The 24,795-nt window shown below is 50.7% G+C and carries 28 protein-coding genes and 1 tRNA gene; 13 read left to right on the forward strand and 16 right to left on the reverse strand.

The genetic code is table 11. From position 1 onward, the window contains the following. Positions 1 to 120: 120 nt before the first annotated feature. From K3T83_RS27580 to K3T83_RS27595, 4 genes are all read left to right on the forward strand, one after another. On the forward strand, positions 121 to 1,155 hold the full coding sequence (locus K3T83_RS27580) for a P-loop NTPase (protein WP_220206131.1): 1,035 nt from the start codon (positions 121 to 123) through the stop codon (positions 1,153 to 1,155). 374 nt (positions 1,156 to 1,529) lie between these two features. Continuing rightward, positions 1,530 to 1,925 (forward strand): response regulator, encoded by a 396-nt coding sequence (locus tag K3T83_RS27585; protein WP_220206132.1) that lies wholly within the window; start codon positions 1,530 to 1,532, stop codon positions 1,923 to 1,925. Positions 1,926 to 2,178: 253 nt separating this feature from the next. Further along, positions 2,179 to 3,648 carry an MFS transporter gene (locus tag K3T83_RS27590; RefSeq protein WP_220206133.1) on the forward strand — a complete coding sequence of 490 codons (1,470 nt, stop codon included), beginning with the start codon at positions 2,179 to 2,181 and terminating at the stop codon, positions 3,646 to 3,648. A gap of 209 nt (positions 3,649 to 3,857) precedes the next feature. Further along, a complete protein-coding gene (locus K3T83_RS27595; protein WP_220206134.1) occupies positions 3,858 to 4,382 on the forward strand; it encodes a hypothetical protein in 525 nt (174 codons plus the stop codon). A gap of 65 nt (positions 4,383 to 4,447) precedes the next feature. Here K3T83_RS27595 and K3T83_RS27600 read toward each other — a convergent pair whose 3' ends face one another. The 10 genes from K3T83_RS27600 to K3T83_RS27645 all read right to left on the reverse strand — a co-directional run bounded on the left by K3T83_RS27600 (position 4,448) and on the right by K3T83_RS27645 (position 11,046). Next, positions 4,448 to 4,867, reverse strand: coding sequence for a TIGR03667 family PPOX class F420-dependent oxidoreductase (locus K3T83_RS27600; protein WP_220206135.1), 420 nt, complete (start codon positions 4,865 to 4,867; stop codon positions 4,448 to 4,450). A 106-nt stretch (positions 4,868 to 4,973) separates the two neighbouring features. Beyond that, a complete protein-coding gene (locus K3T83_RS27605) occupies positions 4,974 to 6,383 on the reverse strand; it encodes an amidohydrolase (protein WP_220206136.1) in 1,410 nt (469 codons plus the stop codon). Between the two features lie 97 nt (positions 6,384 to 6,480). Further along, the gene (locus tag K3T83_RS27610) at positions 6,481 to 6,885 is read right to left on the reverse strand and encodes a phosphotransferase family protein (protein WP_220206137.1); all 405 of its coding nucleotides are present in this window, start codon (positions 6,883 to 6,885) and stop codon (positions 6,481 to 6,483) included. After that, positions 6,863 to 7,117 carry a hypothetical protein gene (locus tag K3T83_RS27615; RefSeq protein ID WP_220206138.1) on the reverse strand — a complete coding sequence of 85 codons (255 nt, stop codon included), beginning with the start codon at positions 7,115 to 7,117 and terminating at the stop codon, positions 6,863 to 6,865. Before K3T83_RS27615 ends, K3T83_RS27610 begins: the two co-directional genes overlap by 23 nt. Before the next feature lie 113 nt (positions 7,118 to 7,230). After that, positions 7,231 to 7,437, reverse strand: a complete 207-nt coding sequence (locus tag K3T83_RS27620) for a hypothetical protein (protein ID WP_220206139.1) — start codon at positions 7,435 to 7,437, stop codon at positions 7,231 to 7,233. Between the two features lie 142 nt (positions 7,438 to 7,579). Further along, on the reverse strand, positions 7,580 to 8,473 hold the full coding sequence (gene pheA, locus K3T83_RS27625) for a prephenate dehydratase (RefSeq protein ID WP_220206140.1): 894 nt from the start codon (positions 8,471 to 8,473) through the stop codon (positions 7,580 to 7,582). A gap of 164 nt (positions 8,474 to 8,637) precedes the next feature. Next, entirely contained in the window at positions 8,638 to 8,826 is a 189-nt protein-coding gene (locus K3T83_RS27630; RefSeq protein WP_220206141.1) for a hypothetical protein, read from the reverse strand. A gap of 396 nt (positions 8,827 to 9,222) precedes the next feature. Beyond that, on the reverse strand, positions 9,223 to 9,612 hold the full coding sequence (locus K3T83_RS27635; protein WP_220206142.1) for a secondary thiamine-phosphate synthase enzyme YjbQ: 390 nt from the start codon (positions 9,610 to 9,612) through the stop codon (positions 9,223 to 9,225). Positions 9,613 to 9,754: 142 nt separating this feature from the next. Beyond that, entirely contained in the window at positions 9,755 to 10,606 is an 852-nt protein-coding gene (locus K3T83_RS27640; protein WP_220206143.1) for a sulfite exporter TauE/SafE family protein, read from the reverse strand. Beyond that, positions 10,606 to 11,046: a DUF1634 domain-containing protein gene (locus K3T83_RS27645; RefSeq protein ID WP_220206144.1), complete on the reverse strand. Its 441-nt coding sequence runs from the start codon at positions 11,044 to 11,046 to the stop codon at positions 10,606 to 10,608. Before K3T83_RS27645 ends, K3T83_RS27640 begins: the two co-directional genes overlap by 1 nt. Before the next feature lie 522 nt (positions 11,047 to 11,568). Between K3T83_RS27645 and K3T83_RS27650 the strand changes: the two genes are divergently transcribed. Continuing rightward, positions 11,569 to 12,603, forward strand: coding sequence for an alpha/beta hydrolase (locus K3T83_RS27650; protein WP_220206145.1), 1,035 nt, complete (start codon positions 11,569 to 11,571; stop codon positions 12,601 to 12,603). Here the strand turns inward: K3T83_RS27650 and K3T83_RS27655 are convergent. Both K3T83_RS27655 and K3T83_RS27660 read right to left on the reverse strand, forming a co-directional pair. Continuing rightward, positions 12,600 to 13,508 carry a ribonuclease Z gene (locus tag K3T83_RS27655; RefSeq protein WP_220206146.1) on the reverse strand — a complete coding sequence of 303 codons (909 nt, stop codon included), beginning with the start codon at positions 13,506 to 13,508 and terminating at the stop codon, positions 12,600 to 12,602. The two genes, K3T83_RS27650 and K3T83_RS27655, sit on opposite strands and share 4 nt — an antisense overlap. Positions 13,509 to 13,522: 14 nt before the next feature. Next, positions 13,523 to 13,708: a hypothetical protein gene (locus K3T83_RS27660; protein WP_220206147.1), complete on the reverse strand. Its 186-nt coding sequence runs from the start codon at positions 13,706 to 13,708 to the stop codon at positions 13,523 to 13,525. Positions 13,709 to 13,791: 83 nt separating this feature from the next. Between K3T83_RS27660 and K3T83_RS27665 the strand changes: the two genes are divergently transcribed. From K3T83_RS27665 to mutM, 3 genes are all read left to right on the forward strand, one after another. Continuing rightward, the gene (locus K3T83_RS27665) at positions 13,792 to 14,487 is read left to right on the forward strand and encodes a DUF3267 domain-containing protein (protein ID WP_220206148.1); all 696 of its coding nucleotides are present in this window, start codon (positions 13,792 to 13,794) and stop codon (positions 14,485 to 14,487) included. Between the two features lie 74 nt (positions 14,488 to 14,561). After that, a complete protein-coding gene (locus K3T83_RS27670; RefSeq protein ID WP_220206149.1) occupies positions 14,562 to 14,996 on the forward strand; it encodes a Fur family transcriptional regulator in 435 nt (144 codons plus the stop codon). Between the two features lie 14 nt (positions 14,997 to 15,010). Further along, positions 15,011 to 15,937, forward strand: a complete 927-nt coding sequence (gene mutM / locus K3T83_RS27675; protein ID WP_220206150.1) for a DNA-formamidopyrimidine glycosylase — start codon at positions 15,011 to 15,013, stop codon at positions 15,935 to 15,937. Here mutM and K3T83_RS27680 read toward each other — a convergent pair. After that, positions 15,924 to 16,394, reverse strand: coding sequence for a hypothetical protein (locus K3T83_RS27680; protein WP_220206151.1), 471 nt, complete (start codon positions 16,392 to 16,394; stop codon positions 15,924 to 15,926). The two genes, mutM and K3T83_RS27680, sit on opposite strands and share 14 nt — an antisense overlap. A gap of 405 nt (positions 16,395 to 16,799) precedes the next feature. On the opposite strand from K3T83_RS27680, the gene larB reads away from it, so the two are divergent. Then, a complete protein-coding gene (larB, locus tag K3T83_RS27685; protein ID WP_236065006.1) occupies positions 16,800 to 17,657 on the forward strand; it encodes a nickel pincer cofactor biosynthesis protein LarB in 858 nt (285 codons plus the stop codon). 92 nt (positions 17,658 to 17,749) lie between these two features. After that, complete coding sequence (locus K3T83_RS27690; RefSeq protein WP_220206152.1) at positions 17,750 to 18,037, forward strand: hypothetical protein; 288 nt, start codon at positions 17,750 to 17,752, stop codon at positions 18,035 to 18,037. A 126-nt stretch (positions 18,038 to 18,163) separates the two neighbouring features. Here the strand turns inward: K3T83_RS27690 and ftsZ are convergent, their stop codons facing one another. Then, on the reverse strand, positions 18,164 to 19,753 hold the full coding sequence (ftsZ, locus tag K3T83_RS27695; RefSeq protein ID WP_220206153.1) for a cell division protein FtsZ: 1,590 nt from the start codon (positions 19,751 to 19,753) through the stop codon (positions 18,164 to 18,166). Positions 19,754 to 20,450: 697 nt separating this feature from the next. Continuing rightward, positions 20,451 to 20,882, reverse strand: a complete 432-nt coding sequence (locus K3T83_RS27700; protein WP_220206154.1) for a response regulator — start codon at positions 20,880 to 20,882, stop codon at positions 20,451 to 20,453. Between the two features lie 251 nt (positions 20,883 to 21,133). On the opposite strand from K3T83_RS27700, the gene K3T83_RS27705 reads away from it, so the two are divergent. The 3 genes from K3T83_RS27705 to K3T83_RS27715 all read left to right on the forward strand — a co-directional run bounded on the left by K3T83_RS27705 (position 21,134) and on the right by K3T83_RS27715 (position 24,332). Continuing rightward, on the forward strand, positions 21,134 to 21,877 hold the full coding sequence (locus K3T83_RS27705; protein WP_220206155.1) for an HAD family hydrolase: 744 nt from the start codon (positions 21,134 to 21,136) through the stop codon (positions 21,875 to 21,877). Positions 21,878 to 22,303: 426 nt separating this feature from the next. After that, on the forward strand, positions 22,304 to 24,217 hold the full coding sequence (locus tag K3T83_RS27710) for a sensor histidine kinase (protein ID WP_220206156.1): 1,914 nt from the start codon (positions 22,304 to 22,306) through the stop codon (positions 24,215 to 24,217). 41 nt (positions 24,218 to 24,258) lie between these two features. Continuing rightward, positions 24,259 to 24,332: transfer RNA gene (locus K3T83_RS27715), tRNA-Arg, on the forward strand. Positions 24,333 to 24,404: 72 nt separating this feature from the next. Here K3T83_RS27715 and K3T83_RS27720 read toward each other — a convergent pair. Continuing rightward, a complete protein-coding gene (locus K3T83_RS27720; RefSeq protein ID WP_220206157.1) occupies positions 24,405 to 24,587 on the reverse strand; it encodes a group I intron-associated PD-(D/E)XK endonuclease in 183 nt (60 codons plus the stop codon). Positions 24,588 to 24,795: the final 208 nt, after the last annotated feature.

Here is a 24,795-nt window from a genome sequence, read left to right on the forward strand (position 1 = left end):
GTGTGCTATAATATCTGAGTACACAGGTCGGAATTAAGACATTTATCTTTAATTTTGTGGATTTTATGAAAAGGAGGCAGCAGTCGCAAAAAGAGAGACGGCTGCTCATGAGGATAAGGTATGGCGGATACAATTACTGCCGACATGATTATTCATGATGTGGTGACGAAATATCCCAACACGGTGAAGGTCTTTCACGGACATGGCTTGCCCTGTACGGCCTGCTCCGTTGGTTCCCGCGAGAGCATCGCGGGAGGTGCGCGCACTCATCGTTTCACTCCTGAGAAGCGAGATCAGTTGTTGTCAGACCTCAATGCGGTCATCCATGGAGAGATTCCTTCGGTCGCGCCAAAGAAGGCTCCGGTTGGTAAAGGTATTCCTTTGAACATTCTTTCCGCAGATCCTAATCGCAAGATCAAGCAGGTGATCGCGATTATGAGCGGAAAAGGTGGCGTGGGAAAATCGCTGGTAACAGGGCTGCTGGCGGTGTCTTTGCGACGACAGGGACAGCGTGTGGGCATTCTCGATGGCGATATTACGGGACCAAGCATCGCTCGTATGTTTGGCACAACTGGCAGCCCCACCAAGTCGGCCAGTGGTGGCATCGAGCCGCTGCGCAGCAAGGGCGGGATCAAAGTCATGTCGATGAACATGTTCCTCGAAAAAGAGAGCGATCCGGTCGTCTGGCGCGGTCCGATGGTCTCCAGCGCCATTAAGCAATTCTACAGTGATGTCGATTGGGGCGATCTCGATTACTTGCTGGTCGATTTGCCTCCCGGCACTTCCGACGCGCCTATGACCGTTATGCAGGCGCTTCCGGTTGATGGTGTCGTCGTCGTCTCGTCGCCGCAAATGCTGGCAACGATGATTGTGATGAAGTGCATCCATATGGTTCAGCAACTCAAGGGTGTGATCGTGGGCGTCGTTGAAAATATGGCCTACTTCGAGACTCCTAATGGTGAACGGTACGAGATCTTTGGTGCCAGCAATGGCACGGAGCTGGTCTCTATGACTGGCGCTCCGCTGCTTGGACAACTGCCGATTGATCCCTCGCTCGCCGCGCTGTGTGACTCCGGCCGAGTCGAGGAGTACTATGCTGAGGCATACGAACTACTCGCCGCCAATTTCATCAGCACGTTAAAGATCAAACGCTAAGCTCGTCGCGAAGGGCAATTACTAATATTGCCCTTCGCACCTCTCCTGTTTTATTATCTTCTTTTGCATTTATCTCCTAAAATCTCTGCCTGGCTTGACTCCATTCCCTTTCCATGTGTGGCACTGCCATATATCCTCGGGTCGTTCCTGGAATTCTCTAGAAGTTCTGGCATGGTAAATACCCCCTATTTCTCAGCCAGAGAATGAACACGGAAGAGCGAAAATATGGCCAGAGAAGGTGATTTGATCGCTCCTATATGTTATAATAAGAGCAGTTTGAAGAATAAGTTTTCCATTTTTGAATGTCACCAATAGAAAGTATTTCGGTAAATAACGAAATAAAGTCGTGAGTATTTATGCGAGGGGATGTTTGTATGCAGGGGACCATGCACGGTGTGAAGACTATTTTGCTTGTGGAAGATGATTCAAGCAATGCAGAAATGCTCGAACTTCTGATCCATACCGAAACCCCCTATCATGTGTGGGCGTTTCAAAGTGCGGCAGACGTACTGGAACGCCTGGAAGAAGTGAAGGCATTGCAGCCTGCCCTCTTCCTGCTTGATTATCATCTCTCCTCCATGACCGCCCTTGATCTCTACGATCGTTTACATAGCACCGATGGATTAGAGCAGATCCCCGCTATGGTTATTACTGCCAGTCTGGTGAACGAACTGGAGCCTGAATTTATGCGGCGGAATATTCCTCTCTTTTACAAGCCTTTTGAACTTGACGATTTTCTTTCCTCTCTTTCCCGCTGTTTGCAAGACTAGCTGTTTCTGCTGCAACACTCATTTTGTCGTATCTTGCGTGTCTGGGGAACTGCTGCTGCGTAATGGAACGCTGGTGCTTCTTCCCTGTCTCATTTTTATGCTTTGATACGTGTCAGAGATATATTTCACTCACCTGTAAAGTTTTATCGCTTTGTTGACCTCATGCTATAGTAGAGCTGAAGAATTGTAGTACCTGAATAGTAATAATGGTGATAGTTGTGCAGCATGACAAGCTGTAAGGAGCATCGTAGCTATGGACAACATGATATCCGCAAAGGCTGTCAGGACAAATATCCCGGCCAGAATGGATCGCCTTCCCTGGAGTGGATGGCATTGGCTCGTCGTCATTTCGCTTGGTATTACCTGGGTTCTTGATGGACTTGAGGTGACTATTGTTGGCGCGATTGCCGGTGTTCTCAAGGAGCCGCAGACGTTGCATTTTACCGATGTGGAGGTTGGGGCAGCTGGTAGCGTTTATCTCGTAGGTGCTGTGATCGGGTCGCTGTTCTTCGGTCGCCTCACAGATATACTTGGCCGCAAAAAGCTTTTTATGATTACCCTGGCTGTCTATCTTGGCGCGACCATCTTAACTGCATTCTCCCCCAATTTCTACTGGTTTGCTGCCTGTCGTTTTCTGACTGGAGCTGGGATCGGTGGCGAATATTCAGCTATTAATTCAGCAATCGACGAACTTATTCCAGCACGTGTGCGCGGCTGGACAGATCTTGCTATTAACGGGACGTGGTGGGTTGGCACGGCCTTTGGCGCAATTGTGACCGTGTTTCTGACCAATCCTCGTCTGTTGCCTGTGGATCTCGGTTGGCGGCTCGCGTTTGGTCTGGGCGCGATTCTTGGACTGGCGATCCTGCTTGTACGTCGCTACGTCCCAGAGAGTCCGCGCTGGTTGATGATGCATGGTCGCTTCGATGAGGCTGATGAGGTGGTGAGTATGATTGAGCGAGAGGTGATGAGAGAGGATAAAATCAAGTCGTTGCCTGAGCCAGAGGGAAGTATGCTGATTCGTCCACAAGGGACGGTAAGCTTTTTGCAGATTGCGCGCACAATGATCAGCTTGTATCCTACGCGCTCGCTGCTTGGCTTCTCGCTAATGGTTGGTCAGGCATTCCTCTATAACGCCATTTTCTTCACCTATGGTCTGGTTCTCACGACGTTCTACCATATTCCGGCAAGTAACGTCGGATTATACCTCATTCCGTTTGCTATCGGCAATGTACTTGGGCCGCTCACCATCGGGCGTTTGTTCGATACACTTGGCCGGCGCAAGATGATCAGCTTTACCTATATCATCTCAGGTGTTCTGCTGGCGATTACCGGTTGGATGTTTGTGCAAGGGATGCTTGATGCGGTGACGCAAACAATTTGCTGGTCAATCATCTTCTTCTTTGCTTCGGCGGGGGCCAGTTCTGCTTACCTGACCGTTAGCGAGATCTTCCCGTTGGAAACGCGCGCGCTGGCAATTGCCCTCTTCTTTTCGGTTAGTACCGCTGCCGGAGCTACTGCACCGATACTGTTTGGACTTCTGATTCAGGGTGGCGTACGTAGCGTTTTCTATGGTGATCTGCTGGGCGCAGGTCTGATGGCAGCAGCAGGTCTGATCGCCGTCTTCTTCGCGGTCGATGCCGAGCGTAAGTCGTTGGAGAGTGTGGCTCGTCCGCTCTCGTTTGTAGAGGATGAAGAGATTGTGCTGCCGCATGCAACGTAGTCAGGGATAGCAGGCGAGTTACTATATACGATGGCTTCCCCTCTCTCGTTAGAGAGAGGAGAAGCCATTTTTGCAAGCTTTGTCGAACAGGTCATCCTGGCGTAACGCTTTTTGGACGCTTCCCCTGTATAGTTCAAGTGTGGAATGGTTGGGAATATATGTTGAAAAATAACGAAGAAAGCATAAATGATACAGGGAGTATAAAGAATATGTGCCGTCGTCGATTACTGCTATTGCTACTGGTGCCTCTGTTTCTGCTTCATGTGCTGGTATCGAGCGTTGTTGGTTGGGTAATTTTTGGCGACGATGGAGGTGCGTCAGCCAGAAGCAAGAAGACGATGCAGCAGGCATCGCCCACCGCTCAGGTCAATACTTGCATTACTCGCTCTGGCAGTGCTCAGTCTTCTCAGCGTGTGTCTGGCAATCCTCCTCAATATAGAACTGGCGTGGGCAAGATTGCGTTAGGCGTCGTCTTTGCCTCGTGTCAACATAAGATTCGCGCTGTCTGGACGCGTGCTACCGGATACAATGTCCATAAACTGGTCTGGCGTAGCCCCGCTTATGCAAATGGTGCCTGGCAGGAGATCAAGAAAAAAGGCTTCCAGACAGAGGAGACAATTACCCAGGTCCAACCTTCTACACGCTATACCTTTAAGGTCCAATCCTGCAAAGACGCCTGGATTCTGTTTTGCTCCGACTGGTCGCCGGCTGTGAGTGTCGGGACCGGGCCATAAAAGGGCAAAAGAAAGAGACATAGCAAAATTGCTACGCCTCTTTTCTCACAGGCTTCTCTCTATGATCACCACTTTCTGATTTTCTTTGGTGTTATCCGAATGGCCTGTGAAAAATCGGCGGCCATCGCAGCAGGCGTCGCCCATCCCTCATCCTGGATATGTGTTCCGTACTTTTCGACATATGCAGGCATCTCTACACTGATCTCTGGATCATTGACCAGTTCTGCCGTACCTTCAATGATGACGACATCTCCGCCACCATTGGTGCCGTCGAGCGCCAGGGTGACGCGTGGATTGTTTGGCAGGTTGCGGATCTTCTGTTTATTGGGCTGGCTGAAAATCAGGACGGTCCCATCCTTCCACAGGAACCAGACTGGTACAGTATATGGGCGTCCCTCTGGTCCTACGGTTGTGAGCCAGCCAATCACATCGGAACGTAAACGCTGTTCGGCATGCTGTCCCCACTCCGTCGTTACATCAAGCATGTAGAAAATCCTTTCCAGACATAAATAGATTGCAGCTTTTCAGATGCTAAATATATCTATATGTATGAATACACAGCACGCTTGCGATTTATTCCGTGAGCGTGCATTAGCGAAGCACCTGCCCGGTGAGCATCCATTCCGGCAATTCGAGTGGATGTTTCATTTCGGGAGCCAGTTGTGGCGTATAGGATCGTTCGTGTGTGCGGCGTTCAAAGTCAGCGCGTGCCGCCTGGCGGAGATCAGCATCGGTCAGGATGTCTATGCCGGTGGCAACCAGTAATCTTGCTGCCTGAATAGCTCCTTTTCTGCCGATACTCATACCGTGACTGGCGGTGGCAGCCCAGGTATGGACGGTGACTCCAAGCGGCATGGTTGGTATATTGCTGCCCATCGTGGGAGTATTCCAGCTGACATCGCCAACGTCTGTCGAGGCTCCAATATGAAAGGTATCAGGCGGAAGCGAGTTTACATGAGTTACCAGACCTTTTGGTTCAACGCCATAGCTGCGCTGCATCTCTCTGGCGAATGCCTGCTCCTCTTCTGTATACGTCGGCACGCCGAGGCGTTCGAGATGAAATTGCATACGCTCGCCCAGCGGCGTATTTGGCAGCAGATCATACAGCGCGGCATAGGCCACTGCCTTTACTTTTGTCTGAGTGGCGAGGGCGGCTCCTTCGGCTATTTGTTTGAGCCACACGACAGATTTTGCAACGCGCTCGGTATCGATATCGCGTATATAGAGTCGGATGCGTGCATAGTCTGGGACCACATTTGGAGCCTCGCCGCCTTTCTCGAAGACATAGTGGAGGCGGGCTGTTGGTTCGAGGTGTTCGCGCATGAGGTTGGCTCCATGTGCGAAGAGTTCGGCGGCGTGGAGGGCGCTGCGACCTAGCCAGGGCGAAGATCCGGCATGTGCGGTCTTGCCGAAGAACTCAATCTTCAGACTATTGGTTGCCAGCGATTTGATATGTGTCACTCTCGCCTCGTCTCCGGGATGCCAGTGCAGCGCGGCGTCAAGGTCGTTGAAGAGGCCTTCGCGCGCCATATAAATTTTTGCCCCTTCAGTTTCTTCTGCTGCACATCCATACAAGCGAATGGTTCCAGGGATGTTCTGTGCTACCAGTAGATTTTTGAGCGCGATAGCGGCCCCGATCGTTGCGGCACCAAAGAGATTATGTCCGCAGCCATGTCCGCTGGTCTTTTGATCCTTGCGAGGCTGCTGATAAGGTACGGCCTCGTTGCCGAGGCCGGGAAGCGCATCGTACTCGGACAGGATGCCCAGGATGGGCTTGCCGCTGCCCCATTCGGCAATAAATGCTGTTGGCACATTTGCGGTCCCGACGCTGGTGATGGTGAAGCCCTCAGCACGCAAAATATCGATGAGCATTTGTGCCGATTTTACCTCAACAAGGGAGAGTTCAGCGAGGTTCCACAGTTCATCGGCAATACGTTCAATCGTGGGCGTAACCTGTTCGACTGCCTGATCAACAATCTCGAAGCGGGGTAATGTCGTCATGGAAATAATCCTTCCTGGGAGAGAGAACAGCTTCTATTTTTGTAATATATAACAGAGCAGCCTATCACTACCAGCTATGGGGTGATGCGTCGCTCACTTAAAGAAGCCTGTTTGGTAGTTCTTGATGGAGGGTGCGCTGGGCATCAAGGAGAAATTCGCTTATGTATTGCTCGTGTGACAGTTGTATAAAAAATAGGGCGACTCGTAGCGACCAGATCGAAACCGAAAGGAAAAATCGTTCTCGTTGTTGTCTGTTAGTCAAATCAACGGCAAACATGGTGAGTAGTTCGTCCCATTCGGACAGAGGGTACTGCCACCAGAGAACTTGAGCTATATCACGTACAGGATCGGAAAGGTGAAGTTGATCCCAGTCGATGAGGTAAGCGGTAGTTGGCGTGGCAAGCACATTACCGGGGTTCGGGTCGCAATGCGAGGGCACTAACCCTTCTCCCTGGATCTGAGAAAGATGCTGTTCATGGCTATCGAGCAGTTTTTCTATCATAAGCGCCCAGGTGTGCTTTACTGGGGTAGCGCGGAGTAATATGGAGATCAGAAAGATGTTGGATGATGTGGTGATCGATGCCCAGTTTAATGAACACTTTGCGGTTTGTAGCGGTGGCGACGAAGCGCTGCCCGACATTGAAGCCCTGTGGAGGATGATCAAGTTGCCAGTGAGTTGATTCGATGTTTTGCTGTAAAAATTGGCAAATCTCTTCTTCATGTATGGATGCCATGCTCTATTTCTTCCTTGCGCGAACTAGCTTATGGCGAAGCAATGGTCAGACAAATAAGAGAGCAATGCCAACAGTTTTAAGGGTTGGCATTGCTCTCCGTGAAGAGGCATTCTCTATTGCCGAATACTCTGTTCGGGACGTTGGATGCGGCGCAATAGATGTCCGATGCCGCTATCTTGAGCACGATGCCAGGTACTACAATAGGGCTTCCCTTTGTCTCGTATCTGACAGCGGGAGCAGATAGGCTTGCTGCAATAGGCGCAACGCTGTGATGTGGCTGTTCCACAGAGTTGGCAGCGTGACGTGCTGAACAAAGACATAGAAACACCTCCCTTCTCAGGAACATCTTTCTCTTTTTTTGTACTCTCATCATGTATTACGCTATTGCAGCGAAAGAGTTAGACATTCGTGTGAGCAGCGGGGCGTTTCTTGATTGGCTGTACTGCAAAAAATGCGGCAGGATTAGATGCTTCTGATGAACGAACCCAGCACTTTGCAAAAGACCGCGTGGCTGGCTAAATCGGCCAGAGCCATACGGACATGAGCATCTTCGCGGTGTCCCTCAATGTCGAGGTAGAAGACATACTCCCAGGCGCGTTGACGAGATGGGCGCGACTCCAGTTTGAGCATATTGATATTGTTGGCGGCGAGCGCACCCAGGCAGCGATAGAGCGAGCCAGGTTGATGGCCTGTTGCGATTACTAACATCGTTTTGGCTGCTCCCGCGCGGCGCTGTGCCGGCTCGCGCCCCAGCGCGATAAAGCGTGTATAATTATCTTTAATCGTCTGGATGCCACGTGCCAGGATATCGAGTTCATAGAGTTCAGCAGCACCTGCTGCTGCGACGGCGGCTACACCTTCCAGATGCTCCTCACGAATCATTTTGGCGCTACCCGCTGTATCGTAGGTGGCGACAATCTCTACTCCCAGTTCGCGCAAATAATTATCGCTTTGCGCCAGCGCTTGTGGGTGCGAGATGACGCGCTTGATATCGCTCAATTGCTGACCTGGCAGACAGAGCAAGCAGTGATTGACCGGGTGGCCGATCTCGCCGATCACATAGAGATCGTGCTGGCGGAGGAGATCATAGGTATCGTTAATACTGCCTGCTTGCGAGTTTTCGATGGGGACCAGCCCATAATCAACTTCGCCTGCTGCGACTGCCCGGAAAACATCGGCGAAATTGCGGTAGGGACGTGGTTCTGGTTTCACCTCCGGGTCTTGTCCGAAGTGCATCTGGACCGCCTCGTCTCCGAAGGCTCCGCGCTCGCCCTGGAACGCTACTGTGATGGTGCGAGGGTGATCGGATGAAGATGTATATGATTCCGCTTGATTTGTTTCAGTTGATTGTGTCATGACAGAAAATGTCTCCTGATGTGAGTGCCTGAGATCGGCAAAGCAATGACTTGGGCGATTGTCCCAGCTTCACGGAAGATTGTCAAGAGGTTGGATGTAGGAAGCTGGTGAAGACAAAAATAAACAGGCTCCACACGAGGGAGCCTGCTATAATGCCTGCAAATTTATGCTGTCTGGAAGTGGTTTTTGTGGTAATATTTCATCCCAGTGCCAACAACCTTCACCGGCTGTAGCTCTGCAAGCATGATGCGCTCGCCGCACTGCTCACAAACGCGGGCGGTCAGATGATTTACCTGTTCGCGGTTTGCCAGCGAAGCACGAGCCGTCTTTGAAAGTTCACCCTTTTTCGGCATGTATTGTATCCCCTTTCGCCTACTTATTCGATGTCGCTTGAGTTTTTGTATCCTCTACATATATGAACACGAGCAGTCCATATTTTCTTCCCAATTATAACATAGACCCATCGGGCAGACAATTGGCCAGCAAGCGTCAAAAAGGGAAACTGAAAAATATCCAGTTTCCCTTAATATACGGTATAGTACAATTTACAACACAACTTACAGTACACTTTGAGGATCTGTCTACAGTGAACTGCCTACAAACCTCACGCTACGAAGCTGCATTACTAAAAACGCATTACGTTACCGTCGTACAACAGAAATACCCTGTTGTGAGAAGTTGTTGTAAACCTCTCTGTGGTGTCAGACGAGGGGGAATCGGAATAGTAACACGATACCCATTTGGTCTACCTATGCCCAGGAAATATGAAGTGTACGTTGTCGCGGTCCATCAAGCTCCACAAGGATAATGCGTTGCCAGGTGCCCAGTAAGAATTGACCATGTGCAAATGGGATGGTGAGAGAAGGACCGATGAGTGATGAAAGGATGTGGTCTGGGGTATGAGAGGGATCGTGTGGGTGACGATACGACATTTTCGGGAGCAGACGGCGTAAGGCATCAAGTAGATCGAGATCGGTGCCTGGATCAAGATCGGCGGTGGTGAGTGCGCAGGTGGTGTGAGCAACAAAAAGATAACAGATACCGCTCTCCGTCTTTGCCTCCTGCAAATGTGCCTCGACGGTATCCGTAATATCGACGACCTGATCTTTCTTTCTTGTATTCACAGTAATAGTTTTCATGAGGAACTCCTGATCGTATGTTGCACCAGAGAGAATAGTAAAGATTACCTATCTACCATTCTTCATCATGTGATGAAAGAATTATATGCTACTGCCCATGCTTATAACAATTTCATCAATGATATTTAAGGAGGAAGCAATCTCAATGCAGCGAGATTCCCAGGCCGCGCAGCACCATCTGAATTGCAACAATCGTCATCACCGGAATGAAGATCAGGCGCAGAGTTTTGTTGCTCAGGTGCATCAGTAGACGCGCCCCTAGCAACGCTCCTAGCAGGATTCCTAACGCGACGGGCGCCGCGATCAAGGGTTGCACATCGCCGCGCGCAAAGTAGATACCAGCGCTGGCGGCGGCTGTTACTCCGATCATAAAATTGCTGGTGGTCGTCGAGACTTTCATCGGCAAACGCATAATCGTGTCCATCGCCAGCACTTTAAACGTCCCGCTGCCAACCCCTAGTAGCCCTGAGATCACGCCTGCCATATACATAACAAAGAGACCCAACCGTGTGCGCGTCACCTCATAGGTAATCTCCATGCCGGAATATTGGTCGTGATAGCTCCCGGAGAGGCTCAACAGGTTTGCCCATCGGTCATTTTTCACTCCCCTCGGAATCTCTTCGCCTAGCTTGAACAGCAGTGGCACCACTGAGATCAGTAGTACAATGCCGAAAATGATGAAGAGGAGTGGGGCGGAAAGGATGCCTGATAGCAGCGCTCCACTGATCGCACCAGCTGTGGTGGCGATGCCAAGAAAGGTACCGAGTCGAATATTAGTGATGTTATCGCGTACATACGCTACTGCCGCACCGCTGGATGTCGCTATGACTGCAATAATGCTGGCTCCAATGGCATACTGAATGGGCAGACCAAAGATCAGGGTAAGCATTGGCACGATCAACACACCTCCACCCAGGCCAACCAGCGCGCCAAGCACACCCGCCAGGATCGCACCGAAAAAGATAAAGGCAAGTGTCGCCAGTGAGAGGGGCATTATGCTCCTCCCTTGCCTAACATGAAGCTGGTGAGCAGAATGCCCAACAGGATCAAAGCTATCAGGGCATAGCGTCGATCATGCTCATGGTTAAATGCGAATATGGAGACAACAACTCGAAGAACAGGCGTAGCGATCAAAAAAAGTAGACCAGTTGCAATGATCGCCTGTGGTTGCAACTGCAATAAGCCGCTCCACACCTGTCTAGGCGTGTGGGGAAATGTTTGCAAATGGAGTGGTACAGCGGCTCCAATTTGTAGAAGCAGGAACAGGAGGCCGGCAATAATCATCAGTGCACTGCATAGCACGCCGATCTGGAGGATGCGGCTAATAGCTGTTGCCAGCAATGCATCTTCTTTACGTTGAGAAGGTAAGGATGAGAATTCCTGCGGACGTTGTGCTTTCCCATCGTTTACACTATGAATCGTATGCATCGTCATTTTTGTCGTCCCCCACTAATGTTACTCTTAGTAATTGTGCCAATCATGCCGGGCATTGTTCTTAGATGAGCGAGAGCTTCCTCAAAGAAGGGGTAATAGTGTGGTGCTGCCCCATTTTCCAGGTTTGCCAGTGAACCGGCACTCTTTCAGTATATCGTAAGTTCTGTTATTATTCCAATACTGATATTTCATTATTTCAATAAGATGGAGGAATGGATATGAGATTATATATATTTATGAAAATAATAGATGGGAAGAATGAATCGGCGCTGTGTCTTTAGAAAAGCGAGCAGCGTGTAATAGATATCACTTCTGCGTCTGCCTTAATCAGAGGGGGTGGCGACGCGTTATCAGGACGCTGATTTCAACTGTTTATGTCGTTTCTAAATGAAAAATTCTGACATGATGCCGGGAAATCGCGGAAAAAAGAGGATAAAGGCATAAATAGATGGCTTTATCATGTTATTATTTATATGCAGGCATGCCATTACTGTCAGTCGTACGCTAGAAAAGGAGCTTGCCTTGATTATCAATGTACCGAACAGGCGCTTCCCGCGACCATCATTAAAGCAGATCGTGTTTGGTGGATTGAGTGGAGGCATTGGAGTGCTGGGAATCATTTTTGCTGTAGCGCTCTTTATTGTAGAAACGTTGATACGTCCAAAACGGCTGACCAACTTCATTGAGCAGTATACCTTCAGTCCCTTTGAGCTTGATTTGCCAGCGGAGGAGGTTGCTTTTGCGCCTCTATATGGAGAGCATCTGGTCAGTGGTTGGTATATGTCATATCCACAGGCCACTACAACCATTATTGTCTGTCCCGGTTATCGAGGGCGCAGATCCGACGTGTTGGGCACCTGCGCTCAACTCTGGCGAGCCGGACATAATGTGCTGAGCTTCGAGTACTATGGGCATGGCAGCGTGGTTGGTAAGCCAATTACGCTGGGATATCGCGAGATCAATGATTTTATGGGAGCCATTGAGTATGCCAAAAAGCGAGCGCCGCAGGCGAGGTTAGGGGTCGTTGGGTATTCGATGGGGGCTGCGGTTGCGATTATGGCGGTGGCACGCTCAAAAGAGGTTGAGGCGATTGTGGCGGATAGCGCCTTTGCCACTCACAAGAGCGCCGTTGCATACGCTGTGCGCCGCACATTGCATATGCCATTTATCATTTTTGACTGGACAACTGATTTTCTCCTCTGGTTGCGGGCCGGCTATCGCTTTCATCAGGTTGAGCCGTTGCGCGATATCGGGCGTATAGCGCCTCGTCCTATTCTGATTATTCATGGGTTAAAAGATACGGTGGTAGATCCTAAAGATGCATCCCTTTTGTATGAAGCTGCCGGAGATCCAAAAGAACTCTGGTTGTTGCCGAATGCCGAACATTGTGGAGCCTACTTCGAGGACCGTGCGGTTTATGTCAACAAAATGATAGAATTCTTTGATTTGTACTTGAAAAAATCCCGCCCTCCTATTGATCTACAACCTCGCAAGGCAGAAGATCCCGCGATCGGAGCGGAGAAGAAGAGCGGGTCGTCATTCTCAGAAGCGAGCTAAGAAGCAAAATCTAATGTAATGGTCATGCCATCACGAGCGGCACGCGTGGCAGGAAACACACGGCGTGCCGCTTTTTCTGCCTGCGAGGGATCATTGATCTTAGGACTAAAATGAGTCAGCACCAGCGAGTGAGCGCCAGCGGCTTTGGCGATACCAGCGGACTCCTCAGCCAGCATGTGGGCATTGGCGCGTGCAAGGGGCAAATCTTCCGGGTTATCATACATACTCTCACAAATGAGCAGATCGACATCGCGTGCAAACGAGGACAGGGCCGTCGTTGGCCGTGTATCGGTGATAAAGGCCATGCTGATTCCGCGTCTGGGAGGACCGAGTACCTGTTCCGGTTGCACTGTCTGCCCGTTGTATTCAATGGTCTCTCCCTTTTGCAGGCGCGACCAGAATTGGACCGGCAGACCGAGCGCCTGTGCTTTCTCTGCTTGGAAGGCGGGCCGTCGTTCCAACTCCACACGATATGCTAGGCAGGGAATGCCGTGAGCAGCGGGAGCGCAGGAGCCACGTAGTCCTCCAGGCAACGTAAACTGTTGTTCGCCGCGCATCTCCCGAATCTCGATCGGGAAAGGCAGTTCTTGAGCGATACGGCGCAGCCCTTCGACGACATAGTTTGTACCAGGAGGGCCGTAGATGATCAGTGGTTCGGTGCGACCGGCGTGGGCAACCATAAAGAGGACGCCGGGCAGCCCTGCCACGTGATCAGCATGCATGTGGGTCAGGCAGATTGCCCCCAGTTGGCGGAAACCCCAACCCAGAGATTTCCAGGGAACTTGCGTTCCCTCCCCACAGTCGAAAAGGACCAGATTGGAGCCACAGCGCAGCAGGGCGCACGAGAGCCAGCGGTTCGGCAGCGGCATCATACCACAGGTTCCCAACAGACAAATATCAATCATGAATCAATCCTTGCTTACCAGTTATTTTGATAGGCCCATGAGAGAGCCACAATGATAGCCGAGAAGACCGCAACGACCGTCAAAGCCATGCTGATCACCAGAAAGGGGAAATCGCTCAGAATGAGTACACAGGCAAAGATGATCCAGAAGATGGCAAAAATGAACGCAAGATATCGCCATGCTTGCTTGCGCCGTTGCATTGCCTTCCCTTTCTGTTGCTTAAACGGAGCCACGCTCTATAGTATAGCAGGTGAGAGCTATGCCATGAGGAAGGGCGTATGCTATGATAGAGAAAACGCAAGGGGTAGGCATGAAAAGTCAATTATTGCTGGTTGATCGCTATCGGCCAGAACAACGCCAGAAGTTCCAGGTGGTCATAGACGCTGGACAACTGCACAAATCTGATGAGCTTGAATTATTGGAACCGACGCAACTCCGTCCTCTGGCAATGTTGAGCCTGAAGATGCTGGTTGTTGGCGGCATCGTCTTTGTGGTGCTAAATCTGGCCGCGTTTTACTGGCAGCAACACACCTTGCAATTTTCTCTGTCTTTCTGGGGTGTCGTCCTCTGGCTTGTCTGCAATATCGTCAGCTATATCCTCGTTTTACCTCTGCATGAACTGATACACGCTCTGGCCTTTCTCTTCTGGGGAGGTAGACCCTACTTTGGTGCGAAGTTGCCTCTGGCACTTTATTGTGGCGCGAAAAGACAGTTGTTCTGGCGTAACCATTATCTCGTCGTCGGGCTGGCTCCTCTGGTCATCATCACGTTGGCTGGCCTGTTGTTCACGCTCTTCTCGCCCGTCCTGGCTTCCTATGTACTGTTTGCAACCGTTGGCAACGTGGCCGGAGCCGCAGGCGATGTGCTGGTGGCGGTAAAATTGTGGCGACAGGATAACAGGATACTGGTAGAGGATACTGAAGTCGGGTATAGAGTCTGGCGGATAGAGGAAGAGCGTCCAGGTGCCTCGTTTCATTGACCATGCTCACCTTGTGTGATACAATTTTACACAATTGGTAAAAAACCTCGATAGAGACGGAAGATCATTGGATTATGCCTATTACCCCCGATATTATTATTGATGCTTTCAAACAAAACGGCTTGCGTATTACAGGTCCACGACGCACGTTGGCGGCTCTACTTATCGAGACAATCGGGAAAGATTTCACAGTTGAGGAATTGTGGGATATGGCGTTGCGGCGTGATCCAGATGTAGGGCGTGCAACAGTGTTCCGATCGGTCGAAATATTGCGTGATTTACATTTGCTCGACCGCATAGAATTTGCCGATGGTTCGCATCGCTTCCGCCTGTGCCAGGAAACGGGACACCATCATCACCATATTACCTGCTCCAATTGCGGGAAAGTGGTGGAGGTAGATGCGTGTTTGAGCGAGGAGCAGATTGCCAGCGTCGAGCAACTGGTGGGCTTTTCGGTTGAGGGGCATCGCCTGGAATTTTTTGGCCGCTGTGATAGTTGTCGTCGTTGAGCGAGAAAGAGCATATGCCAGAATTACCAGAAGTGGAATATACGGCACGGCAACTGCGTGCCTTGATTGTTGGGGCCGCCATCCAGGAGGCCCATGTTTTTTGGACGCGTACGATTGGTTATCCTGATTGGCATGATTTTTGTGCTGAGATTGTCGGCAGGCGCATTGAAGGAGTGCGCAGGCGTGGCAAGTTCCTCCTGCTCGATCTCAGCGGCGATTTTTTTCTCTCCATTCATCGTCGCATGAGTGGCAATTTATTGCTTTTATCTCCTGGTTGGCAGATAGATACTAGTCTGCGCGAAACGGATAACGCGGCCTGGCAGACGAGAGGGCCAACCTTCCTTCCTCCAACTGCGACAGATGTTGCTTATAGTCGTGAAACCTCCCATTGTCGCGTTTGTTTTGATCTGGCTGATGGACGACGCCTGCTCTATACCGATCCGCGTAAATTTGGGCGCATGGAGCTATGGCCGTGTTTCTCTGAAGCGGAAGCGTTGCATGGGTTAGGACCGGAGCCGCTGGAAGATGCGTTTACAGTGGAGCATTTTGCGGAAGAACTGGCAAAACGGAAGACGGTTATCAAGCAGGTGTTGCTGGATCAATCGGTAGTCGCGGGAGTTGGCAATATCTATGCGGATGAGGCGCTCTTCTATGCCCACATCCATCCTTTGCGGCGAGCCAATAGCCTGAACGCCTCAGAGATCGACGCCTTGCGCGAGGGGATTATCTCCGTGCTTGCGCTGGGTATAGAGCATGGGGGAACCAGTTTCAGCGATTACCGCGATCTGGCGGGCAAGGCCGGTAACAATTTCGATCATGTGCGTGTTTTCCAGCAGGACGGGAAACCATGTGTGCGTTGTGGAACCCTGATCGAGCGGAGAGTGATTGCACAACGCAGCACGCACTTTTGTCCGACCTGCCAGCAGCTTATTGCGGAGTAAAAAACGCAGACGAACAGGTGACTTTTGTTTTATTGACGGTAAATGAGACATCAACGGTCGCGGGAACCCGGCTGGGCTGTCGTCCCTGCAACGAGAGCGTGAAGACCACAAAGCCGCCTTTGTCGCTTTTCGGCTGAGTGTCAAGTGTGAGATCGCTGTTCTGGAAATGCGCTACCGCCTGAGCCGTTGCCCCGGCAACCCCCTGAGCATCCTTACCAACCAGTTTGGCGTAAATAGAGATGGTACTGTATGTGCCGGGCGCATTGTTCGAGGCCCAGGAGCCGCAACGATAAGGTGGTACAGTCGGGACTGGTGAGGTCTGTGCCTGGAACGATGGATTGATGGTTACGGTCTCCACCGGCTTGATTTGATTCACCGTTGGTCCGCATGCTGTGAGTAAGCATAAAAGTCCAGTGAACGTCATAGCTACGAAAAAAAAGCGTATTATCTTCATCATTCGAACTTCTACTAACATAAAGATTTTAGCCACTATTGTATTGAAAAACGCTCCCTTCTGGAAGGGAGGAGACGGGTGAAATATCCTTTTGGAAATACATGGTACAGTATATCATAGATATGCGAGATGGTCGCATGCAAATAGCTCCACGGCTGGACGTTGTGATGGGGAGGGAAGGAGCGATGGCAAATGAAGTTCGAGAAAAGAAAGGAAGGTGTTTCCATGTGGGTGAGAAGGGGCATGAAGTGATAATGATTCGGGTTTTAGTGCCTATATTCGTTATTGATGAATGAGAATGTACTACTGTTGGCTTGCTGATTGTGATGAACTGTGTTACACTAGCAGTGTCATGCGATTTCAGGTGAGCAATCTTTGTGTAATGATCGACAAGAGGTGTTAGTTTTTGTGAAACACGAGGATGAAAGACCGCTAGAACTTTTGAGTCAATTGTTTGGTGAGGAAGCATTGGGGCGAATTGTTCCAGGAGGGCCGGGCCAGCAATTGCAAGAGTTGGGGACAACAGGCGGAAAGAATGCATCGCGGGAATCAGTACATACGAATGTCTCACCTGTGATTGAGACCCGTCCTGATGCTGGGCGAGAGCGACGTAAAGGCGCTCCAGAGGTCATTTTTGGAGAGACGAAAGAGACCGCGCAAATTATCGCAATGGCGCATGGGCTGCTGGCAGGAACCGGGCGAGCGATTATCAGTCGTCTGCGCACTGATTCGCTAGAAGAAGTCAAAGCAGCCTTCCAGGGGTACACAGTGCGTACCCGTGATGCGGCGCGGGCGATGGTCATTTATGGTCCTGAGTTCGTCCCAAACAATACAGGAGGGCATGTCGGCGTTATTAGCGCAGGCACCTCGGATATACCAGTAGCGGAAGAGGCCGCAGTTATCGTGGAGGAGATGGGTTGCCGAGTGACGTGTATTTACGATGTGGGGGTGGCCGGGCTGCATCGTTTGGTCACGCCATTACGGGATCTCTTCGCTGATAATGTGGATGCAATTATCGTAGCTGCCGGAATGGATGGTGCATTGCCATCGGTCGTAGCAGGATTGGCTCCGGTTCCTGTTATAGGGCTACCAACGTCGATTGGTTATGGTATGGGCGGCAAAGGTGTTGCCGCATTACTTTCGATGTTGCAAACGTGTGCGCCGGGCCTTTCAGTGGTCAATATCGATAATGGCGTTGGCGCAGGGATTACCGCTGCGCTTATCGCGAATCGGGTGGCACAGGCGCGTGAACGTCAATCGCAGTAGGGAAGCAGCGAGATGTTCTGTTTTTAGAATGTCTCACCGCATTATAAGTTGGGCAAACGTGGGTACGAAGTCAAAGAGAGGCGGGACTTTCTATGGCAAACAACAAGCGAGGACCAGAACCGGGATCACAGAAAGCGAAACATGGAGGTCAGGCCGTACGGGAAAAGTACGGCCCTGAATTTTACTCGAAAATCGGCAAAAAAGGTGGCGAAACCGTGAAAGAGAAACGGGGCGCAAAATTTTATGCTGAGATTGGGAAGAAAGGGGGGGAGTCTACAAAGCGTCAACAGGGATCAGAGTTCTACTCGAAAATCGGCAAAAAAGGCGGAGAGCGCGGTCGCACTGCACCTGAGAACTCAGCTTCAGAGCAGCAAGAATAGCAGATCGCACCCCCGATTCTGATGTAAAAACGACTACTTACCACTTACAGCGCGGAAAGTCAGACCCGGCAATGTTCATCTTCCCTCTTCAAGATAAGATGCATTGCCGGGTCTGACTGGATACGATTATTCATGACGTTTCAAGAACGGCGGCACATCAATGGGATCATCGCCGTTGCCGTCCATTGGATAGGGCTTTGGAGGCTCCTGGCGGCGTCCCAGCCCACGAATGCCACGTAAATCGTTCAAACTCCGCTGTGTTCTTTGCGGAGGAGCGCCCTGCGCTGGTGGCCCTGCCGGTCGAACGGTGGGTGGCTGTTGTGGTGGAGGTGGTGGTGTTCCTCCCGAATAGCTTCCGTATTGACCTGCTGGACGAACCGTTGGCGGAGGTGTCCGGGGCGTCATGGGAGGCGTTCGGTATGGCGTAGCACCAGTGTTTGTTCCTCCAGGATGATTTGACCCGGTACGATTTGGTAGTGAATGCAGCGACGCAGAAGATCGAAGTTGATCCGGGCGCACCGCTTGCAAGCGCGTCGTGGGGATCTCTTCCATTCCTGCGGCAATCAACGTCACGCGAATGGTATCCTGCAATGTGGGATCGATAACCGCTCCAAAGGTGATATCTGCCGCATCGTCGATAGCTCCTCCGATCCGTTCGGCGACTTCGTGAACCTCGAAGAGCGTCATATCTTCGCCACCGGAGATGTTAAACAGGACACGTCTGGCCCCGCGAATCGTCACATTCAAGAAGCCGCCTGCGATAGCCTCTTCTGCGGCCCGTTGAGCGCGATTACGGCCTTGCCCCTGGCCGATGCTCATCAAGGCAGAACCAGCCTCACAGAGAACGCTGCGCACGTCGGCGAAGTCCACATTGACCATGCCCGGTACGTTAATGACCTCCGCAATACCCTGCACGCCCTGACGCAGGACATCATCGGCAATCTTAAACGCGTCAGATAAGTTATAGTCGCGGGCAACAGTGGTCAGCAGGCGATCATTAGGCACGGTAATTAACGCATCGATTTCTTCGCACAGATCCTTCAAACCTTGCTCTGCTGTGCGGCGGCGGCGCGTGCCTTCAAAAGAAAACGGGACGGTCACGATGCCGATGGTCAGCGCCCCCAGTTTCTTGGCAATAGAGGCAACTACTGGTGCGGCACCTGTGCCGGTACCACCGCCCATGCCTGCTGCTATGAAGACCATATCGGCATCACCCAGCGCCGCACGGATCTCCGCCGCGCTTTCGGTTGCTGCACGCATACCCACTGCGGAGTTCCCTCCAGCTCCCAGCCCTTTTGTATAGTGCTGTCCCAGGCAAATACGATCAGGTGCCTGAGAAAGAGCAAGTACCTGGGCGTCGGTATTCATCGCAATATAGCGTACACCCCGAACCTGCGTGGCAATCATACGGTTGATCGCATTCATGCCGCCGCCACCGACACCGACCACCACGATATCGACATGATGGGGAGCCTGTGAAAGAGCATCGAACGGTGAGTAGGAAGTGTAAGAAGCATTTTCGTCGGTGTCGCGTGATTCCCAATCCGAATGAAAATGCTCATTTTGCTGTAGTCGTTCTTCTCCTTCTACTTCATGGCGAAGAACGGCCCATTGATCTTCCTGCTCTTCTTCCATGTTTGGTCGGGGTCTCGCATTCGCTACCCAGTGTTCCGGGGCGATGTCGCGATTGAACGCGTTGTGGGATATTGGCTGCATGCACACCCCCATTTCCTCTCATCGAACATATGAGCACGTTAACACGCGCCGTGCGTGAGATATTGTGAACACATGCCGACTCTTCTCGCGTGTTTTGTTTTTCTGGCCGATTCATTCATCCCAGCAAAACAAAAAATACCAGGCTAGCGCTCTGCTTTTAGCTACGGAGTACCTGAAGCTATAAAAGCATTCCATTCGCATTGTAACAAGAGTGTCAAGTCTGTACTCAATGTTTAAATATGTGCCAGGGATGTTAAGCCTCTCTCTTAGATAACGTATGAGAAGGTGAAAAGTGGTACTTGTAATTTTGTATATATCTATTTTATGGGCGTAACCTGTGTAGAGCAGGCAATCCGACAGAGAAGACCGTAACGGCTCTGTCGTTTGCATCTGTGAGAGCTGCTGAGAGAGCAATGCGCTCCTGATGCTATTGCAACAGAGCCGTTACGGAAGAGGTGAGAAGCGTTACTCTTTTTTGAGTAAGCCGGCTTTGGCAGCTTTCTTCTCCCTCTGCTCTTCTTTCTTCTGCTTGTTAGATTTTGGTGCAGCTTTTTGTGTTTTTCGCTGTTCTTTATTTGCCACGAGCAAACCTCCTGATCTGAAAATACAGGCCGCTACGTGGCGGCCTGGTATCTATCTGTCCACCCATATTGTAACAAATCTCGAGAGCAACGAACAGCTTAAAGAGGAGGAGTTTTTACTGGTATTGCTCATGCAATAATCTTTCTTCAAAGCTGGCGAGGGCATGTGTGATCATACGCAAGACGCCACCGATATCCATTGGTTTGCGGAGTTGGTAGACGCCCCGCTTTTTTAATTCTTGCTCTGGCAGCGTCGCACTCATCATAATTGCCGGGACGCCGCGCGTCTCGTCAAATTGCTGCAATCGATCATACAATTCCAACCCGTTAATACCTGGCAGCCGATAGTCCAGTAAAAGCAAACAGGGATGGATGCGTGGTGCTTGCTCCAGCGCTTTCAGGCCGTTATCGATCACTATGCTATTGTAGGGTGTTTCCTCATCGAGAAGTTGTTGGAGAAACTGCCCAATGTCAGCATCATCCTCGACAATTAAGATAGTGGTGTTACGTGGGCTTTGGGTCGCTGGTGGAAGAACCTCCCCTGGCATGACAAACTCCTTATCATTCTGCAATGGATGTGAAAACCGCGAGTTCCTATACGTCTTTCTAACGGATAGACAGTGTTAATGGTGACGTATGAATGCCTCAATTGTATCACGAATCTTTCTTTCAACTTTTTTCGACCTGGCTATTTTCTCTCACCCCTGGTCCCGCGTGCCTGCTGCGATGATTGGTGTTGGTCAGGGCATTGACAGGAAACTTTGTCATGCTGCCATAATAGATAGAGATAAATATTTGTATGATAGGTTCTCCGATTGATTATGGACTCGACGAAAGGCTCCACATGATACAGGCTCTCGTTTTTGATTTTGATGGTTTGATTTTAGATACAGAGATATCAGCATTTCAATCCTGGCAAGAAATTTATCAAGAGTATCGTTGTGAACTTCCTCTTGAAAAATGGGTAGCATGTGTTGGAGGCGGAGTGGAACTCTTTGATCCTTGTGATTATCTCGAAACGTTACTCAACATGCCGATTGCGCGCGAGACGTTGCTCAGCAGGCGTCGGCTCCGCCATCACGAGATGATCAGGTCGTTGAGCGCATTGCCCGGGATAGAAGAATATATTCTTGCTGCCAAACAGTTGAAATTAAAGCTGGCCGTTGCTTCCAGCTCGTCTCGCGAGTGGGTCGAGGGTCATCTCAGTCGTCTGAATTTGCTCAAATACTTTGATTGCCTCTGCTGCGGTGATGAAGTGACTCACAAGAAGCCACATCCAGAGCTGTATCTCACCGCGCTTGCAACTCTCGGCGTGCAGGCGAACCAGGCGTTTGCGCTGGAGGATTCTCCTAACGGCGTGCAGGCGGCTCAGCATGCTGGTCTGTTTTGTGTGGCCGTCCCGAATATTATTACCCGCGAACTGCCACTGGCCCATGCCGATCTGCGCCTGGCCTCTTTAACCGATATGTCGCTGGTTGAGGTCATTGCTGAAATTGAGCGCAGGCGTACCGTTGCTGAAGAGGCAGAATCCATCTCCCGTTGATGTCAGATAAAACATACGGATAAAAATTACGAATACACGATACAAGCAAGCGATGTTTTACAGACATCAGATTATAGAATAGATGAGTAAGATATCGCTTGTATGTACAGTGCAGATTATTTTCGCTTGACTTGATCTTCATCTATTGGTTACAATAGAGGCGATGAGAAACGAACGGCGAAGAACGCTGTTTTTCCGATGAAGTCTGTCAGGCGCGGTCAGATATGTATTCTCTAGAGAAGAGCCTATCAGCTTCGTTAATCAGGCGGCCTGTGTGAAAAGGGGTGTGGCAAGATCGTGAGTGGGACCAACCGCAGCATCATGGTAAATGATCAAACAGGGATGGATGGTTTACGTTGTCAGTTTAGAAATATCTCCTTTTTCACTATCTCATGAATACGTTGAAATGCTCACATGGGAAGAGCTATGAATAAAAGATTGGAAGATGGGGGCGAGCAGCCTCCCCCGACGATGACAGATCGGATAGAGAATTCTTTTACCTGCAAGATAGATGCAGTAGAGGACGCGCAATGCCCTTTTGAGGTCATTTTTGAGCAGGTGGCAACCGGTATTGCTTATGTTGCACTCAGCAGTCAACTCTTGCGCGTCAATCGCTATATCTGTAATATAACAGGGTATGAGCGAGAAGAGCTATTGCAGCGTTCCCTGCTTGATTTTGTCCCTGAGGAAGAGAAGAACGCCATCAGGACATTTTTTGAGTGTTGTATTCGTGAGGGAGCGACTGGACGCACTATCGAGAAGCGCAGTTTGCGCAAAGATGGCTCACTGCTCTGGGTCAGTATGACGCTATCACTGGTGAAGAAGGCTACAGGGGAGCCGGGCTATGTGATTGCGGTGATCCAGGATATCAGCGAGCGCAAACGTGCAGAGGAGGAGCGTTATCGCCTGGTACAACATAAGCAGGAAGTGCTGCATGGCCTGCTGGCGATGGCTGAGGCGCTGGTTGCGGTCGATGATAGTGAGCGAGAGCGGCGAGAACCGCTGGCTGAGCAGGGATACGTTTCGACGGCGGCCAGCGAGGTAGGGCAGCGATTGGCTGAGCTAACGGGAAGCGTTCTGGGTGGTGTGTATACAATGATTGCGGTGATTGAGCCGGATACCAATCAGGGGCATGACGGCGAAAAAAATGAGAGAGTGCGCCCTGTTGCAACGTTTGGCATCGATCCACATTATCAAGCTTTTTTAATGGATCGTTTACAGGGGACGCGGCTCAATGACTATTTTTCCGCTGCCCAGATAGAGCGCCTGCGGGCGGGTGAGATAGTGTTTGTTGCTTCTTGTCGGCCCTTGTTTGAGGGGAAAGAGAGTCTGGATGGTGTGCCATGCGATGTGCTGATGGCACCGATGCGTATCAATGGCGTGCTGGTCGGCGTGCTGCTGCTGGAAAAGGGTGATTCGGGCGAGTGTAGACCGGAGCAGGTATATACTCAAGATGAGATGGCGCTCGTTCGTGCCGTAGCGCGGCTGGCAGCACTGGCGTTGGAGCGTGAACGTTTGTTGCAGGAGCGCGCGGAAGCAAAGGCCAATGCGATTGTATTACGTGAAGCGAATCGGCGCATGGATGAGTTTCTTTCCATCGCCAGTCATGAGTTGAAGAATCCGCTGGCAGCTATTAAAGGGAACGTTCAATTGGCGGAGCGCCGGCTGCACTCGACTATCCGCCGTTCTCAAGCTTCAAGTAGATCAGGCAGCGAGGAGGTTGATCGCTTTAAGGGGGCGTTTGAGGCGTTGGGGATTGCTGATCGGCAGGTGAGCCGCTTGAATCGGTTGGTTGGTGATTTGCTCGATGTTTCCCGTATCCAGGTGGGGAAGATGGAGATGCATCTTGCTCCAGTTGACTTGCAAACGATTGTGCATGAGGCGGTGGAGAGCCAGCGCCTCGCCACTCCTGAACGCACTATACATCTAAAAGAACTTACACTGGAGCCGCTCTTTGTGCTGGCTGATAGAGATCGGATCGAGCAGGTGATCATCAACTATCTGACAAATGCCATCAAATATTCGCCTGAAGACAGCACCGTGGAGGTGAGCCTGGGCGTTGGTGATGGAGATGCGCTCATCGAGGTATGCGATGAGGGACCGGGCCTGCCAGGAGATCAACTGCAACTCATCTGGGAGCGTTTTCATCAGGTGAATGAGGGAAAGAAACATCTGGGATCAGCGACCAGCGGGTTAGGCCTGGGTTTATATATTAGCAAAACGATTATTGAGCAACATCACGGACGCTATGGGGTGCGCAGTACTCCTGGCTCTGGTTCTGTCTTCTGGTTCAGCCTGCCTTTGCAAAACAATAGTGCATTGGTTGGTGGAGAGCACTGAGAGGGGAGTTGACAGGTTGTGATATAGTATAGATGCGTGATGCACCCATAGCTCAGTGGATAGAGCACTAGTCTTCGGAACTAGGTTGTCGGGGGTTCGAATCCCTCTGGGTGCGCTTAATTTTTTATAGCTGCCTATATATCAGGCGGCTATTTGTTTGTGCTATTGCCCCAGTTCATCAGAAAGCTCATCTTTCAAATAATTGGCATTCCGCATCCTCAATGACGAGATCATAGCGATGCATGTACCCATTCGGAGTCAGTACAGTATATCCTGCCTTAATTAGTGCTGCGGCAATCACCGCCTCGCTTTCTGCACCCATTGCCCCCTTTATACCCTTTTCCTTTGGAGTCGGTCGAAAAAATCCCATATTCTTCACTTCCTGTTCTTGACTGTATGATGAGCTTTAATTTTGCCGTGATGATCTGTTTTATACTGTGCTTGTTCTCTCTCAGGGAGAGACAAGTCAACGGATATATTCACGATACTCTTCCGATCTGTATTTGTTTTTATCTTTCCAGAGCATAGATATCATCGATGACTTACTGATTGAATTAAATTGTATTTAGCGTTGAAGA

The organism is Reticulibacter mediterranei, assembly GCF_016587455.1.

Excerpts from the sequence above, each read along its gene's own strand:
- K3T83_RS27680 (WP_220206151.1), bottom strand. The coding sequence starts at position 16,394 with ATGATGAAGATAATACGCTTTTTTTTCGTAGCTATGACGTTCACTGGA.
- K3T83_RS27585 (WP_220206132.1), top strand. The coding sequence starts at position 1,530 with ATGCAGGGGACCATGCACGGTGTGAAGACTATTTTGCTTGTGGAAGAT.
- K3T83_RS27590 (WP_220206133.1), top strand. The coding sequence starts at position 2,179 with ATGGACAACATGATATCCGCAAAGGCTGTCAGGACAAATATCCCGGCC.
- K3T83_RS27605 (WP_220206136.1), bottom strand. The coding sequence starts at position 6,383 with ATGACGACATTACCCCGCTTCGAGATTGTTGATCAGGCAGTCGAACAG.
- K3T83_RS27690 (WP_220206152.1), top strand. The coding sequence starts at position 17,750 with ATGGCAAACAACAAGCGAGGACCAGAACCGGGATCACAGAAAGCGAAA.
- K3T83_RS27610 (WP_220206137.1), bottom strand. The coding sequence starts at position 6,885 with ATGATAGAAAAACTGCTCGATAGCCATGAACAGCATCTTTCTCAGATC.
- mutM (WP_220206150.1), top strand. The coding sequence starts at position 15,011 with ATGCCAGAATTACCAGAAGTGGAATATACGGCACGGCAACTGCGTGCC.
- K3T83_RS27595 (WP_220206134.1), top strand. The coding sequence starts at position 3,858 with ATGTGCCGTCGTCGATTACTGCTATTGCTACTGGTGCCTCTGTTTCTG.
- K3T83_RS27670 (WP_220206149.1), top strand. The coding sequence starts at position 14,562 with ATGCCTATTACCCCCGATATTATTATTGATGCTTTCAAACAAAACGGC.
- K3T83_RS27720 (WP_220206157.1), bottom strand. The coding sequence starts at position 24,587 with ATGGGATTTTTTCGACCGACTCCAAAGGAAAAGGGTATAAAGGGGGCA.
- K3T83_RS27640 (WP_220206143.1), bottom strand. The coding sequence starts at position 10,606 with ATGCCCCTCTCACTGGCGACACTTGCCTTTATCTTTTTCGGTGCGATC.
- K3T83_RS27700 (WP_220206154.1), bottom strand. The coding sequence starts at position 20,882 with ATGCCAGGGGAGGTTCTTCCACCAGCGACCCAAAGCCCACGTAACACC.
- K3T83_RS27620 (WP_220206139.1), bottom strand. The coding sequence starts at position 7,437 with ATGTCTTTGTTCAGCACGTCACGCTGCCAACTCTGTGGAACAGCCACA.
- K3T83_RS27600 (WP_220206135.1), bottom strand. The coding sequence starts at position 4,867 with ATGCTTGATGTAACGACGGAGTGGGGACAGCATGCCGAACAGCGTTTA.
- K3T83_RS27710 (WP_220206156.1), top strand. The coding sequence starts at position 22,304 with ATGAATAAAAGATTGGAAGATGGGGGCGAGCAGCCTCCCCCGACGATG.
- pheA (WP_220206140.1), bottom strand. The coding sequence starts at position 8,473 with ATGACACAATCAACTGAAACAAATCAAGCGGAATCATATACATCTTCA.
- K3T83_RS27655 (WP_220206146.1), bottom strand. The coding sequence starts at position 13,508 with ATGATTGATATTTGTCTGTTGGGAACCTGTGGTATGATGCCGCTGCCG.
- K3T83_RS27665 (WP_220206148.1), top strand. The coding sequence starts at position 13,792 with ATGATAGAGAAAACGCAAGGGGTAGGCATGAAAAGTCAATTATTGCTG.
- K3T83_RS27635 (WP_220206142.1), bottom strand. The coding sequence starts at position 9,612 with ATGAAAACTATTACTGTGAATACAAGAAAGAAAGATCAGGTCGTCGAT.
- K3T83_RS27630 (WP_220206141.1), bottom strand. The coding sequence starts at position 8,826 with ATGCCGAAAAAGGGTGAACTTTCAAAGACGGCTCGTGCTTCGCTGGCA.
- K3T83_RS27615 (WP_220206138.1), bottom strand. The coding sequence starts at position 7,117 with ATGGCATCCATACATGAAGAAGAGATTTGCCAATTTTTACAGCAAAAC.
- K3T83_RS27660 (WP_220206147.1), bottom strand. The coding sequence starts at position 13,708 with ATGCAACGGCGCAAGCAAGCATGGCGATATCTTGCGTTCATTTTTGCC.
- K3T83_RS27580 (WP_220206131.1), top strand. The coding sequence starts at position 121 with ATGGCGGATACAATTACTGCCGACATGATTATTCATGATGTGGTGACG.
- K3T83_RS27645 (WP_220206144.1), bottom strand. The coding sequence starts at position 11,046 with ATGACGATGCATACGATTCATAGTGTAAACGATGGGAAAGCACAACGT.
- ftsZ (WP_220206153.1), bottom strand. The coding sequence starts at position 19,753 with ATGCAGCCAATATCCCACAACGCGTTCAATCGCGACATCGCCCCGGAA.
- K3T83_RS27705 (WP_220206155.1), top strand. The coding sequence starts at position 21,134 with ATGATAGGTTCTCCGATTGATTATGGACTCGACGAAAGGCTCCACATG.